This window comes from Nocardiopsis sp. iso_40 (assembly GCF_056173285.1).
Map to the genome: position 1 here is coordinate 2,910,271 of NZ_CM149666.1, position 13,427 is coordinate 2,923,697.

The window sequence follows — 13,427 nt, forward strand, 5'->3', positions numbered from 1 at the left end:
AACTCGAGAACGGAGCACGTTTCGTGAGCGGATACTGCCGGGTCACGGTCACGGGGCCCGACAAGTGGGCCGACCTCGCCCTGCCGGGCACCGTCTCCGTGGCCACCCTCATGCCCCAGGTGGTGCGGGTGTGCTCACCCGGACCGGACGGCCTCCAGGCCGCCGAGTGGAGCCTGGCCCGGGTCGACGGGACCCCGCTGCCCGCCGGGGGGTCCCTGCGGGAGGCCGGTGTCCTGGACGGCGACGTCCTCGTCCTGCGCAGGGAGACCGCCCCCGAACGCCCGGGCTTCGTCGACGACGTTCGCGGCTCCGTGGAGGACCGCGTGGACGAGACCGCGTGGCTGTGGCGGCCCTCCACCACTCTGGGTCTCGGCCTGGCCCTGGCGGCACTGGGCCCCCTGCTGCTGGCCCTGGTGATGGCTGTGGTCCGCACCGCGCCCGCGGACCTGGTCGTGGCGCCCCTGGGACTCCTGGTGTCCCTGGGGCTCCTGTGGCTGGCCGGACGCCGGTCCCCGACCGGGGGCGCCCACGCCGTCCAGGTCGCCGCCTGCGGTTGGGGAGCCCTGACCGCAGTGCTGGCGGTGCTCGCGGTGGGCGGGGCCCCGCCCGCACCCGTGGCGCTGGTCCTGTTCGCCTGTGCGGGCGCGCTGGCCGCGGCCGCGGCGGGGTGGGCGCTGGACCACGCGCTGCTGCCCTACCTCGCCGGGCTGAGCGTGGTCACCGGCTCCTCGGTCCTGCTCGTGGCCGTCGGCCTGTTCGTGGACGGCCCGATGGCCCTGCGGCTCCTGTCCGTGCTGCTGGTCCTGGGGATCGGTGCGCTGCCGCGGATGGCCCTGGCCCTGGGCGGGCTTTCCGGACTGGACTACGAGGTGCGCCAGGTCGGCCGGACCGACACCGGGAGGTTCGAGGCGGGCCTGGCCACCAGCGACCGGCTGCTGCTCGGGTCGCTCCTGGGCGTGGTGGCGGCGGCCGTGGCGGCGACCGCGCTTCTGGCGCTCACCGGGCAGGGGGCCCGTGACCTGGTGTTGGCCGCCTTCGTGTCGCTGGTCCTGCTCATGCGCTCCCGGCTCTTCGACCGGGTCGCCCACGTGCTGCCGGTCCGGTTGGGCGGCGTGTGCGGGCTGGCCGTGGCCGGCGCCGTCGCGGCCTCCGGTTCCGGGTGGTCCCTGGCCCTGGCGCCCGCCGCGGCCCTGCTGGTCGGCACGGCGGTCGCCGCGCTGAGCGCGGTGCGCCTGACCGACGTTCCCCGCGCTTCCCTGCGGCGGACCCTCAACGGTGTGGAGGTCGCGGCCGTCATCGGCATGTGCGTCGCGGCGGTGTGGGCCCTGGGCGTGTACGAGGCCGTGACCTCGATCGAACTGCCCTTCTGACGCAGTGAGCCGCCCGTGCTTTCGGAGAAGGGTGCACGGGCGGCTCTCCCCGGTCCGCGGGGCAGGGGAGAGCCGGTGAACGGTTACTTCTCGTCCTTGATCACGTAGGGCGAAACATCGTAGTTCCTCTCGACCGCCTCCAGATCTTTTCGACCCAGTCCTCGTGACCGCCGTTCACCTCCGCGGATCTGCCCGCTTCCTCGAGGATGCTCTCCAGAGCGGGGAAGTATCCGATGGGATCCTTCGAGAGGGTGTCGAAGACCGCGGGGTAGACCGGGTCCTTGGCCGGGTCGTGGTTCTGGGGGAGCAGGCCTTGGTCCTTCAACGCCCGGGTGTCGACCGCCTCATGTTCGAGGTAGACCTGGAGGAGCTGGAGCTGGGCGTGCCGGTGTGCCTTCGGGCCCGTGTCGACGATGTCCACGATCGACTTCTCGTCACCCGCGTTGTCCGCCGCCCAACGCTCCAGGTACGCCTCCTTCTGAGGGTGCTCCAGGAGGCGGAGGATGCTTTCGCCACCGAAGGCCAGGGCACTGCCCGGCCCCGGGACCGAACCGAGGACGCCGTTGTTGAGCGCGACCCCGATGTTGAACGCGGTCTGCCAGTTGTCGGCCGCCTGCTGCTTGGCTCTCTTGTTGTCGTCGTACCGGGACTCGTACTCGTTGATCATGGCGTCGTGCAGCAGGGTGCGGATATGTCCCACCCGTCCCCCAGCCACACCGGCCGAACCTTCTGCGGAGTTGTCGATCGCCCCGTCGATGAGGCGTCTCTCCAGGGCTTCGACCGACGTGGTGACGATCGGCGCGTTGTCGTCGTCCGCGATCAGGAGTTGGAAGAATCCCTGCTTCGTCCCGTCGCTGAGGTGGAGGGCGAGGTCTCCGGGTTCGTGTAGCAGTAGGCTCCCGTCCGACCCCGACACGGCACCGTACCCGTCCGTGTCGCTGGCCACGACGAAGTCGTCCTCGTAGTTCAGGTAGACCTTCATCAAGCTCTCGGTGAGCTTCGGGTTGATCTCGGTGACCGCGCGTTGGTAGTTCGTCTCGCTCTGGTTGTCGGTGTCGTGGAAGGGCCCGCCGCCCTCGCTTCCCGCCAGTGTTCCCATCAGCCCGGCGGCCGCGTTGCCGGCCATCCGGGCCTGCGACGGCGTTCCCTCGCTGAACTCGGGAATCCAGTCGGTGAGGCCCGCGACGGCCTCGCCGCCGTCCTTCCAGTCGAAGGCGTACAGCCCGAGCAGGGCGTCGGCGTTGCTGTCGAAGCCGGGCATCCGCGCGGCGTCGTAGCGCGAGTCGTCGGTGTAGCCGCCCGGGTGCTCGTTGGTGGTGGTCAGGACGCGGTGGTTGGCCTCCTCGTTGCGTGTGGACACGTCCAGGAGCGCACCGAGCGCCTTCTCGCGCTCCTGGGTGATCGCGAGGTGGTCGTTGCCCAGGTGGTGTCCCGTGCTCAGGGTGAGGTTGCTGGAGAATTCCGTGCCGCCGCGCAGGCCGGGGTCGGCGTGCCGGAGCAGTCGGCTGAAGTCGTCGGCGTCGGCGAGCCAGTTGTGCGAATGCACCCCCTCGGCCCGGCTGCCCGACAACCCGTTCTCCCGCCAGGCGGTGAAGGGGATCCCGTTGGCGAGGTCCTGGACGCTCTCGGGCAGACGCTCCTGGCCGCCGCCGAGGTCCTCGTCGGACAGGACGAGCAGCCCGTTGGAAACCCCGGTCGCGAAGGCCTTCCGCTCCGCGGCACTCCAGTCCGGGCCGGAGTCACCCTCCAACCAGGGCATCACGTGCACGACGCCGGTCGGGGTCATCTCCTCCAGCTCGCCGTAGAACGTCTCGAGGAACTCGATCTCCTCCTCGTCCAGCCCCGGAGGGGAGCTGGCGGCGGACATCGGGTGCTGCGGACCCATGCCGGGCTTGTTGGCCTTCTGCAGGGCTTCGGCCTTGGCCGCGACCGCGCCGACCGCCGCGAGGATCTCATGGAACCGGGCGTCCGGCTCCTTGTCCCCGTTCAGGTAGGCCTCCAGCTCCTTGGCCATCTTCTCGGCCTGGCCCGTGGAGACCGGCAGCGGGACGTCCCTGTCCGCGCCCAGGATGTTGTAGGCGCCCCAGCCGAGGGCCCCGGCCTCGACGAGGAGCTTCAGGTTGCTCGGGTCGGGGCCCTCGTCGAGCAGGGTCGCCCGTTCCTCGGCGGTCTCCTCCAACTCGTCCTTGAGCTTCTGTCCCTTGCGCATGAACTCCCGGTGCACCTCGTCGTAGGCGATCTGGCGCGGGCTGGGCGCGTGGGGCCCGTAGACCGGCGGACTCTCCAACCCGGGCTGCAGGAAGGGGTTCGACCCCGGATGGGAGGGTGAGAAGTCGCTCTTCACGAGCCCCGCGAGAAGGGCGGCGTTCTGGTACCGGCCGATCAGGTCCTGGCGCTTGTCCCTGAACTCCTTGACGTCCTTGCGCCACATGTCGGCGACCGAGGCGGCGTAGGTGAGGACCAGACAGGCCTTCTGCCACTCCTTCTCGTTGAAGGCCCCCGCGGAGCTGATGTCGGAGTCGATCAGCTCACTGAACTCCCTGGCGGACCGGGTGATGGCCTCGCGCCCCGTTCCGGCGTCGCCCAGGACCCGTCCGGCCAGTTTCCAGGCACTGTCGCACTCCTCCTGGAGGCCGGTCAGGTCCACCTCGGTGTCCGGTGGATCGAACTCGGGGATCCTCGCCGCGTGGGGGTTGAAGAACGGGTTGCGCGGCTCGGGGGCGAAGGGGGAGGGAGGGAACGGGGGCTCGGGCGTCGAGGTCATTCTCGGGTGCCTTCCGTGACACGGGGATGTGGACGCGGTGGGGGCGGGACGGGGCGCCGGGGTCAGCGGTTCACGTCGCGCTGGAGGTGGGTGGGGCCGCCGGACTCGTAGTACTCGGGGGCCAGGACGCCCACGGGCAGTGTCTGCGCCTGGTCGGTGAACACCGGGTTCAGGACGTAGGGGACGGCCGACCGGTGCCCCTCCTCGGCCTCCCCGTCGGCCTGGTTCACCCGTTCCGCCGCCGACACGACGTTTCGGGAGATGGTGACGCCGTTCTGCTCCACCTTCTCCACCGGACCCCTGTGATCGGCGTAGTAGGCCGCGAAGGCGCTGTTGATCCTCTTCTCCACGGATTCCCTGTCGAGACCGTCCATCGCGGTCTCGAAGGCCTTCGAGATCCCCGCCAGGAGCTCGTGCGCCCGTTCACTGCTCCGTCCGCCTGCGGCGCCGTCCGCCGTGTTGCCCGCGACTGTCGATGCCTCGCCCATGACCGACTCTCCTCACCTGTGTTTCGCTGGATGTACCGGTGCGGCCGGGGCCCGGGGTCACGAGGGGCCGGCTGGCGCCGTGGGGACGCGAACCCCTATGAGGGTAGGCAGTCCCCCTTCCGGTGTCCCAGCGGGTTCCGTACCGTCATCCGTGGCGGTGGTCACACACCGCGACCTCGCCCGCGGGCACCTTCGTCCGCCTGAGATGCCGCGAACACCGCATTGGTTGACGCGATTTCTACCGCGTTGACAGGAGATGTGAGGATTCACTACCTTCCCGTTCCGAGTGGTTTCAGAACCGAACGGACCGGCCTCCCGGAACTCCGCGGAGTGACAACGCCCCTGAACCGGCGGTGAACGCAGGTCAGGGCGGTCGGCAGGGGAAAGGACCGGTACATGAGTCAGCGGGTCGGAACAGAGGAGACCACCTCCCTGTCCCAGGGCGGGAGCCGTCTCGACGAGCAGAGCCAGGGGCTCACGGAACGCCTGCGGTCGCTCCTCGACGTCCTCGACCAGGACGGACAGGCGCTCCAGGGCGGCGCGCTCCGGGCCTACCGGGAAGGTCAGGCCGAGTTGGTCACCGGCTTCAACGCACTGCTCAGGTGGTGCGAGAAGTACGGCGTCAACCTCAACCTCGGCCAGGCGAAGATCAACGAGACCGACGGTGACAGTGAGCAGGCCTTCGCGCAGGCCCAGCAGGAGCTCACCTACATGAAGCCGATCAACTGAGCCCGGCCCCCGTGCCCGGCCCCTCGGGGCCAGGCCTCCCGGAGCAGGCCCCCTAGAGAGCGAGACCACCACATGAGCGTGAACAGGTACGAGGTCGGCGCCGACATCGACCAGCTCAACGACCTGAACATCGACCAGCGGACCTACCTCGGCTACTTCCGGACGATCATGCAGGACATCGACACCCAGGCCAGGGGCCTCGTCGAGAAGTGGGAGGGCGGCGACGAGAAGTTCCAGGCCCGCGCGACCGAGTTCAACAACGCCTTCGACATGACCAACCGCGGCTTCACCAAGATGATCGACGCCGTGGACGGCACCGTGGACGGCTACCAGAGCACCAAGAAGTACCTCGACGGCCTGTTCGACTGATCCGGCGCACGGTTCCCTGACACGCATGTCCCACCCGACCCGGACACCGGGGGCGGCGCCGGAGGAACCGGTCCCGCCGCCCCCCACGCAGCTGCCCCAGGCCTTCCAGGCCACCCCCGACACCGAGCGCTACGTCCTGCAGGCCGACGCCCTGCGCCGCAGACAGCTGCGCGCCGCCCTGCTGTACGGCTCCAGCCGCTACTGGCGCGCCCGACAGCGCGTGTGGCCCTCGGTGGTCGTCGGCCTGATCATCGCCTCCGTCCTCGCCGCGGCCATCGTCGTGGTCGGGGCCTTCCAGGCCCAACGCGACCTCGACGAGGAACGCGGCCAGACCCAGACGCAGAACCAGAACCCGCTGACGCCCGTGACCCCGCAGGAGAGGGACCCGCAGGGGCCGGACCCGACGCCCTGACCGCCCTCGTACAGCCGAAAGACATCAGTGAACACCAACGACCACGCAGGACCCCCCTCCCACCAGCCCGGCCCGAACGTGCCGGTCTCGGCTGACGAGGCGGCGGTCCACGCGGACGAGTTCGACGGCATGGCCGCCTCCGTCGGGTCCGCGCTCCTGGGCAAGGCCGAGGTGGTGCGGCTCGCCCTGGTCGCCCTGCTCGCCCAGGGGCACCTCCTGCTGGAGGACGTTCCCGGCACCGGCAAGACCACCCTGGCCCGCGCCGTCGCCTCCTCCGTGGACGGTGTCTGGAGGCGCGTGCAGTTCACCCCCGACCTGCTGCCCTCCGACGTGACCGGCGTGACCGTGTTCAACCAGGCCACCCGGGAGTTCGAGTTCCACCCGGGCCCGGTCTTCGCCAACGTCGTCATCGCCGACGAGGTCAACCGGGCCTCCCCCAAGACCCAGTCGGCGCTCCTGGAGGTCATGGAGGAGGGGGCGGTCACGGTGGACGGCGTCCGTCACCCGGTCCCCGCACCCTTCCTGGTGGTGGCCACCCAGAACCCCGTGGAGATGTCGGGCACCTACCGCCTCCCCGAGGCACAGCTCGACCGGTTCCTGATGCGGCTGACCGTCGGCTACGCGGACCCGGTCGCCGAACTGGCCATCATCCGCGGCGACCGCCTCACCTCACCGGACTCCCTGCCCGCCTGCACCGACGCCGAACGGATGGACCGCGTCCGCCGGGCCGCCCGCCGCGTGCACGTCGACGACTCCGTCTACGAGTACTTGCTGCGCGTGGCCCGGGCCACCCGCGAACACCCCGCGCTCAGCGTCGGCCTGTCCACCCGGGCTACCGTGGCCATGGCCCACGCGGCCCGCACGCTCGCCCTGACCTCCGGCCGCCCCTACGCCACGCCCGAGGACGTCAAGACCCTGGCCCAGCCGGTGTGGGCGCACCGCCTGGTGCTGTCCCCGGAGTCCTCCGTGGGCGGCCGCACCGGCACCGACGTGCTCGCCGAGATCCTCGAGGCGACCCCGGCCCCACGGCCGGGCCGACCGGGGGCGACGGCGGTCAGCTGATGCCGACCACACGGGGGTGGCTGGTGGCGGGCGCGGGGGCGCTGCTGCTGGCCGTCGGAGTCCTCTCCCAGTACCAGGAACTCGCCCTGCTCGGCGCGCTCGCAGTCCTGGCCGTGGCCGTGGCCGCCCTGGCCGTGGGCCGCACCGCCGACGTCGCGGTGCTGCGTTCCCTGCCCTCGGGCACCCGCACCACCCCCGGCCGGTCCGTGCGGGTGCACCTGCGTGCCCGTAACACCGGACGCCGCCACCTGCGCATCACCGAACGGGTCCTCGGCCCCGACGGCCGGCACGACGTCCCCCTGGCGCCGCTGCCCGGCGGCGGCACCGGCGGTTCGGACTACTGGCTCCAGCCCTTCCGGCGCGGGGTCGTCGAACTCGGCCCCCTGCGCGCGGGCCGCTCCGACCCCCTCGGGCTGGCCGAGAGCGGCCGCTCCTACGGCGGCACCGACCGGGTGTGGGTGCACCCGCGCTGGCAGTACCTGCGCGCCATCCCCGTCGGCAACGTCGCCGACCCCGACGGCGAGGTCGACGGTGCCCGGGCCGGAACCCTCACCTTCCACACGCTGCGCGACTACGCGCCCGGCGACGACCTGCGCCACGTTCACTGGCGCAGCTCGGCCCGCCTGGACCGGCTCGTGGTCCGCGAGTACGTCGACACCTCCCAGACCCGCGTGTGCGTCCTCGTCGACGACCGGCCCTGCCCGGGAGGCACCCCCCGGCTGGACGAGGTCACCGGAGCGGCGGCCTCCCTCCTGGCCACCGGGGTGCGCGCCGCGCTCCACTGCGAGCTGCGGCTGGTCAGCGGACGCGGCAGGGACAGCACCGGGGGCCTGCCGCCCCTGCTCGACCTGCTCGCCGAAGCCGAACCCGACCCCGGAGGAAACCTCGCCGACGCCCTCCACCTGGCCCGCACCCGCAGCGAGGGGGACACCGCCATCCTGGTCAGCGGTGCCCTGGACCCCGCCGACCTGCGGATCTTCGGGCAGCTCGGAGACCGCTACTCCGGGCTGTTCGCGGCGCTCCTGGGCCAACCGGAGCGCCCGCCCGCGCCGCCCTCCGTCACACTCATCACCGCCGGCGACGCCGCGTCGTTCGCCGACCGCTGGAACGAGGCACCATGGCCACGGTGACGGCCCCCGCCCCCGAACGGACAGCGCCGAACCCCGCGCCCGCCGCTCCCACACGGCGGCCGCGCGTGTTCCCGCCCCCGCCCGGAACCCTCCTGGCCGCCGCCGGGCTGGTCCTGACCACCTACGCGGGCGGCGCGGCCCTGGCGCCCTCCTACGCCCCGTCCGCCCCGGTCCACGCGCTCCTGGCCGCGGGCGCGGTCGTCTCCGTCACGCTCGCCCTGCTCCTGCGCACCCGGTACAGCGCGCTCCGGACGGTACTCACCGGTGTTCCGCTGCCCCTGGCCGCCGTGCTGCTCGGCGCGGCCCGGCTCCCGGGGGAGGAGAGCGGGGTCCTGCGCGGCGCGGGCGATGCGCTCCTGCACTCGGGGGCGCGCATCCTCACCACGACCGCGCCGGTCCCGCCCAGCGTCGACACCCTCACCCTGCCGCTGCTGGCCACCTGGCTGGCCGGTACCGCCGCGGCCCTGGCCTGGCGGGACGAACGCCGGGTGCTCGCCCTGCTGCCCGGGCTCCTGCTGCTCGTGGGCGCCGTGGTCCTCAACGGGCCCGTCACCCCGCCCGGTTTCACCTCCATCGGCCTGCTCGGCGCGGCCGCGGTCCTGGTCATGTCCGTCCGGCCGGGCCCCGGCACGGACGGCGTGGGCTCGCCCGCGCTGGGCATCCAGGTGGACGAGCGCCCCGTCGCACCGTCCCGGGTCCGCGACGCCGCGGTCACCGGGGCCGTCTGCGTGCTCACCGCCGCCACCGCGGTGTTCGGCGGCCCGCTGCTGCTCGCCGGATGGTCCGCCGAACCCGCCGACCCGCGTGCCGCCCTCGCCCCGCCCATGGACTCACAGCAGGCCCTCAACCCGCTCAGCTACCTGCCCGGGTGGGCCGCCCAGCCCGACGGGCACCTGCTCACCGTCGAGTCCGAGGCCCCCGTGGAGCTGCGCTGGGTCGCCCTCGCCGACTTCACCGGGACCACCTGGCTGCCCGAGAGCGGTTACCGGAACGCGGGCCAGACCCTCCCCGCACCGGTACCGCCGCCGCCGGGGGCCGAGACCGTCACCGCACGGATCACCGTCGGGGACGACCTCCCGGGCAGCTGGGCGCCGGTGGTCGGGGTTCCCCGCCGGGTGGGGATAGACGCACCCGGATACGACGCGCTCACCGGCACCGTCGTCAACCTGGACGGCGGTGTGGCGGGCCACAGCTACGAGGTGTCCGGCGAGGTCGCCGACTGGAGCGGCGTCGACGCCTCCCGGGCGGCCCCGCCCGTGGGGGACGTCTACGAGCTCTACCGGGACCTGCCCCCGGGGGCGCCGCCCATCCTCGACGAGGTCGTCTCCGAGATCGCCTCCGAGGGCGGGTACCACCACCGGGCGAGAGCCATCGCCGACTACCTGCGCGACTCCCACTCCTTCGACCCCACGACCCCCGGCGGGCACGGCTACGCGCACATCGACGCCCTCCTCGCGGCGCCCGGCGGCCGGGGCGGCGCAGGCACCTCCGAGCAGTTCGCGAGCGCCTTCGCCATGCTGGCCCGCGCCGCCGGGCTGCCCAGCCGGGTGGCCGTCGGTTTCGCCCCCGGCACGGAACGGGGCGGCGGGGAGTACGAGGTGCGCACCGGTGACGCCTACGCCTGGGGCGAGGTGTACTTCGACGGTCTGGGCTGGGTGCCCTTCCACGTCACCCCCGGCGGGGAGGACGAACAGAGCGCGGGGCCCAGCCCAGAGGGCGGCGAGAGCTCCAGTGACCCCGAAGCAAAGGAGTTCGAGGGTTCCTCCGGCGGGCAGGACCCGGGGGAGGCGGCACCCGGGCGCGAGGGCGGGGACCGCCTCGGAGCGGTGCGGGCGGCGGCCGTCGCCGGAACCCTGTTCGCCGTACTCCTGCTCGTCCCAGCGTCGCGGCTCACCCGCCGTGCACTGCGACTGGGCACCGGACCGCCCGCGGACCGCGTCCTGGGGGCCTGGCGCGAACTGCGGGACGGGATCCGGATGAGCGCGGCGGACCTGCCCGCCGGGCACACCGTCACCGACACCGTCGCGCTCGCCCGCGACCTGGTGCCCTCCCCGGCGCTAGCCCCGGGACTCGACCGGTTGGCGGGCGCTGTCAACAGCGCGGGCTTCGGCGGCGGGATCGGGGTCGACGCGGGGGCCGCGGCGGGTGCCGCGCGGACCGTGCGGGACCACCAGCGTGCACTGAGAAAGGGCGGGCCCCGGCTCAGGCGATTGGCCTGGTGGTTCGACCCCCGCCCGCTGTTGTGGCGGGACGGCCCGGCTACGGGCCGCGGACGGAGGGGACTCCGATGAGCGGAGCGGAACAGCACAGCAGACTGGCCCCGGGGTTCCACTCCCCGGAGGTGCTCTACCGGGGGTCGGCCTCGACCGTCTACCGGGCGCGGCGCGACGGGGACGACGCCCCGGTCGCGCTCAAGGTCATGCGGGACGCCGCCGGGACCGCCGAGGCCGACCGGCTGGGTGAACTCACCGGGATCCCGGGCCTGGTCGCGGCGGTGGGCGGCGGACGGACCTCCTCCGGCAGGGCCTTCGTCGCCATGGACCTGTACCCCCGGGGGGACTACGCGGCCGCGCTGGAGGACCGCGGACCGCTGCCGTTGCAGGAGGTCCTCGCCGTGGGCCGCTCGGTGGCCCGGGCACTGGCCGCGCTGCACGACCGGGGCCTGCTGCACAACCGGGTGGAGCCGGGCAACGTCCTGTGCGCCCCGGCGGGGGCCGTCCTCGCCGACGTCGGCGGTGTGCTGCCCGTGGAGCAGTGGCCCGAACCGGTCGGGCCCGACCCGGCGGCGGTCGCACACGCCTCCCCGGAGGCGTTGCGCTCGGACCGCCGCACCCCCGCGTCCGACGTCTACGGGCTCGCCACGGTGCTCTGGACGCTGCTCGCCGGACACCCGCCCTTCGCCCGGGGGGACGGCGGACCGGAGGACCCGTTCGCCTACCGGGAGCGGGTCCTGGCCGAGGACCCGCCCCGGCTGCCGCGCGCCGACCTGCCCGCACACCTGCGCGAGGTCCTCGACCGCGCACTGTCCCGGGACCCCGGACGACGCCAGGACGCCGCCGCCCTCGCCGAGGAACTCGGCGGTGCTCCGGACACGGGCGCGGCGGTGGCGGGCCCCGGGGGAGCAGGGGGCGAGGAGGAACCGGGGAACCCGGAAGACCCGGGGAGTTCGGAAGGCCCGGGGGACAGTGGAGAGGCGGAGGACCTCGCCGTCCCCGCCGCTCCGCCCGCCGATGGGGGTGACGGGGCGGCCGACACCGTTTCCGAGGACGGCCGCTCCGCCCCCGAAGAGCCCCCCGCAACCGAGGACGTCCGCAGCACCCCCGGCCTTCCCGAGCGCTTCCCGGCCGGGTCGCCGGAGCTCGCCTGGGCGGCTCTGCCCGGGTGGGCCGGAACCTCGGCCGAGCCCCCGCCCGCCGCACCCGAACCGGGCCCGCCCAGGAGGACCGAGTCACCGGCCGACCGCCCGGTACCGCCGCAGCCTCCGTCGCCGTTCCCGGAACCCCCCGAACCCCCGGGGCCGCCCGAGACCAGTACCCGACCGCACGGCCCGGCCCCCCGGCGCCCCCTGTTCATCGGGGTCACCGTCGCAGCCATCGCCTTCGTCGCCGTCACCCTCGGCGCGGTCGCCGTCCTCCGGCCCGGTGCCGGAGGGGACCTCGTCGAACAGGTCCGTCAGGACGGTTCCTCGCCGGAGGCCGCCGCCTCGCCCCGGGAACAGCAGAGCGGTTCCGACAGCCCCGGGGATGGGGAGAGCGGAGCCCCCGCGCCGCCCGCAGACCGGGTCGAGGGGGCCGCACCCACCGACCTCGCGCTGGAGGACACCGGGCACACCGTGCTGGTGACCTGGACCGACAACACCGATCCCGCCGCGGCCCACCAGGTGGTCGGCGGCCCCGCCGGGGAGACCCCGGGCAACCTCGCCGACGCCGAGCCCGGTGCGGGCCGGGCCAGGGTCAGCGCCCTCGACCCGGGCCGGGAGTACTGCTTCGTGGTCGTCGCCGTGCTCAGCGTGGACGAGATCGCCCCCTCGGAGCAGGTGTGTACCGACCGGTCGGACCCGGCCTGACCCGCCCGGTCCTACCCCCGCCGTCTCCGCCCGGCAGGTTTGCGCCCTGCCCGGCCACGGTCGGACGGGGCACCGCCACGGGAACACCGAAAAGGTTGTCGTGTCCTGGTTCCTGTTTCAGTGGATTTGCTGTCGCATTGTTCTATCCGAAAGCAGAGATGCCCTTTGCTTTCCCTGTTTTCCCGTGGAGGTGCGTGACCCTGGAAGGGGGATGTTTTGCCCCCCGCTGAGATTGTGCAGGGAGTTGTGCGCCATGAGCAGCATGCAGGGCGGACCGTCGCAGAACGATCCGCAGCAGCACGGGCCACAGCAGCAGGGGCCGCCGCAGGGCGGAGGCCCGCCGCAGTACGGGCCGCCACAGTACGGTCCCCAGCAGTACGGGCCGCCGCTGCAGGGTGGCCCACAGCAGTACGGCCCGCCGCCGCAGTACTGGCCCCCGCAGGCGGCACCGCCGAAGAAGAGGAGGAAGTGGCCGTGGATCCTGCTGGCCGCCGCCGTGATCGTCCTGGGAATGTTCGCGTGTACCGCTGCAGTCGAGCAGGACGCTGAGACCACTGCGGGTGGCGGGGAGGGCACGTCCGGAGCGGAAGAGGAGGGTGCAGAAGAAGGCGCTGAGGAAGCCGCCGAAGACGAGGAGACCGTCGGTGTCGGTGACACCGGAGAGGTGGGCGACTGGATGGTCACGGTGAACAGCACGGAGACCACCGGTACGTTCGGCGGCGAGTTCACCGAGAAGCAGGCCCAGGGCGAGTTCTTCATCGTCGACCTGACGGTGGAGAACAGCGGCAGCGAGGCCACCGTCTTCGACAGCAGCGCGCTCTCCCTGGTCGACGCCGACGGGAACAGCTACTCCGCGAGCAACAGCCTGGAAGCCGACTCGTTCTTCCTGGAACAGATCAACCCGGGGAACCAGGCCACGGGCAGGGCCGCCTTCGACGTCCCCGAGGGGACCGAGATGGTCGCGTTGGAGGTGAATGACATCTGGAGCATGAACGCGCCGCTCGAGATCCGGCTCGACTGACCGCCGAGGGGCCGGA

General features: G+C 72.9%; 11 protein-coding genes. 9 read left to right on the forward strand and 2 right to left on the reverse strand.

What is annotated here, in order from left to right:
• The first annotated feature begins 23 nt into the window (after window positions 1-23).
• Window positions 24-1,370 carry a type VII secretion integral membrane protein EccD gene (eccD, locus tag AC0VYD_RS12625; protein ID WP_475480060.1) on the forward strand — a complete coding sequence of 449 codons (1,347 nt, stop codon included), beginning with the start codon at window positions 24-26 and terminating at the stop codon, window positions 1,368-1,370.
• A 100-nt stretch (window positions 1,371-1,470) separates the two neighbouring features.
• Here the strand turns inward: eccD and AC0VYD_RS12630 are convergent, their stop codons facing one another.
• Both AC0VYD_RS12630 and AC0VYD_RS12635 read right to left on the reverse strand, forming a co-directional pair.
• The gene (locus AC0VYD_RS12630; RefSeq protein ID WP_475480061.1) at window positions 1,471-4,134 is read right to left on the reverse strand and encodes a TPR repeat domain-containing protein; all 2,664 of its coding nucleotides are present in this window, start codon (window positions 4,132-4,134) and stop codon (window positions 1,471-1,473) included.
• Window positions 4,135-4,196: 62 nt separating this feature from the next.
• Entirely contained in the window at window positions 4,197-4,622 is a 426-nt protein-coding gene (locus AC0VYD_RS12635; protein ID WP_475480062.1) for a hypothetical protein, read from the reverse strand.
• Between the two features lie 396 nt (window positions 4,623-5,018).
• Here AC0VYD_RS12635 and AC0VYD_RS12640 point away from each other — a divergent pair, with 396 nt between their 5' ends.
• The 8 genes from AC0VYD_RS12640 (at window position 5,019) to AC0VYD_RS12675 (ending at window position 13,411) form a co-directional block, all read left to right on the forward strand.
• Window positions 5,019-5,351: a hypothetical protein gene (locus AC0VYD_RS12640; protein ID WP_475480063.1), complete on the forward strand. Its 333-nt coding sequence runs from the start codon at window positions 5,019-5,021 to the stop codon at window positions 5,349-5,351.
• 72 nt (window positions 5,352-5,423) lie between these two features.
• Window positions 5,424-5,720 carry a WXG100 family type VII secretion target gene (locus AC0VYD_RS12645; RefSeq protein WP_191270210.1) on the forward strand — a complete coding sequence of 99 codons (297 nt, stop codon included), beginning with the start codon at window positions 5,424-5,426 and terminating at the stop codon, window positions 5,718-5,720.
• A 25-nt stretch (window positions 5,721-5,745) separates the two neighbouring features.
• On the forward strand, window positions 5,746-6,132 hold the full coding sequence (locus AC0VYD_RS12650) for an ABC transporter permease (RefSeq protein ID WP_475480064.1): 387 nt from the start codon (window positions 5,746-5,748) through the stop codon (window positions 6,130-6,132).
• 27 nt (window positions 6,133-6,159) lie between these two features.
• Window positions 6,160-7,194, forward strand: a complete 1,035-nt coding sequence (locus AC0VYD_RS12655; protein ID WP_475480065.1) for an AAA family ATPase — start codon at window positions 6,160-6,162, stop codon at window positions 7,192-7,194.
• Window positions 7,194-8,324 (forward strand): DUF58 domain-containing protein, encoded by a 1,131-nt coding sequence (locus tag AC0VYD_RS12660; RefSeq protein ID WP_475480066.1) that lies wholly within the window; start codon window positions 7,194-7,196, stop codon window positions 8,322-8,324. The genes AC0VYD_RS12655 and AC0VYD_RS12660 overlap by 1 nt, the downstream gene beginning before the upstream one ends.
• The gene (locus tag AC0VYD_RS12665) at window positions 8,312-10,615 is read left to right on the forward strand and encodes a transglutaminase-like domain-containing protein (RefSeq protein WP_475480067.1); all 2,304 of its coding nucleotides are present in this window, start codon (window positions 8,312-8,314) and stop codon (window positions 10,613-10,615) included. The genes AC0VYD_RS12660 and AC0VYD_RS12665 overlap by 13 nt, the downstream gene beginning before the upstream one ends.
• Complete coding sequence (locus AC0VYD_RS12670; RefSeq protein WP_475480068.1) at window positions 10,612-12,390, forward strand: protein kinase domain-containing protein; 1,779 nt, start codon at window positions 10,612-10,614, stop codon at window positions 12,388-12,390. Before AC0VYD_RS12665 ends, AC0VYD_RS12670 begins: the two co-directional genes overlap by 4 nt.
• Window positions 12,391-12,643: 253 nt before the next feature.
• Window positions 12,644-13,411, forward strand: a complete 768-nt coding sequence (locus AC0VYD_RS12675) for a DUF4352 domain-containing protein (RefSeq protein WP_475480069.1) — start codon at window positions 12,644-12,646, stop codon at window positions 13,409-13,411.
• The last annotated feature ends 16 nt before the right edge of the window (window positions 13,412-13,427 follow it).

Bases quoted from the DNA above. Each gene is read 5' to 3' on its own strand.
- AC0VYD_RS12630 (WP_475480061.1), bottom strand. From the start codon at position 4,134: ATGACCTCGACGCCCGAGCCCCCGTTCCCTCCCTCCCCCTTCGCCCCC.
- AC0VYD_RS12635 (WP_475480062.1), bottom strand. From the start codon at position 4,622: ATGGGCGAGGCATCGACAGTCGCGGGCAACACGGCGGACGGCGCCGCA.
- AC0VYD_RS12640 (WP_475480063.1), top strand. From the start codon at position 5,019: ATGAGTCAGCGGGTCGGAACAGAGGAGACCACCTCCCTGTCCCAGGGC.
- AC0VYD_RS12645 (WP_191270210.1), top strand. From the start codon at position 5,424: ATGAGCGTGAACAGGTACGAGGTCGGCGCCGACATCGACCAGCTCAAC.
- AC0VYD_RS12650 (WP_475480064.1), top strand. From the start codon at position 5,746: ATGTCCCACCCGACCCGGACACCGGGGGCGGCGCCGGAGGAACCGGTC.
- AC0VYD_RS12660 (WP_475480066.1), top strand. From the start codon at position 7,194: ATGCCGACCACACGGGGGTGGCTGGTGGCGGGCGCGGGGGCGCTGCTG.
- AC0VYD_RS12665 (WP_475480067.1), top strand. From the start codon at position 8,312: ATGGCCACGGTGACGGCCCCCGCCCCCGAACGGACAGCGCCGAACCCC.
- AC0VYD_RS12670 (WP_475480068.1), top strand. From the start codon at position 10,612: ATGAGCGGAGCGGAACAGCACAGCAGACTGGCCCCGGGGTTCCACTCC.
- AC0VYD_RS12675 (WP_475480069.1), top strand. From the start codon at position 12,644: ATGAGCAGCATGCAGGGCGGACCGTCGCAGAACGATCCGCAGCAGCAC.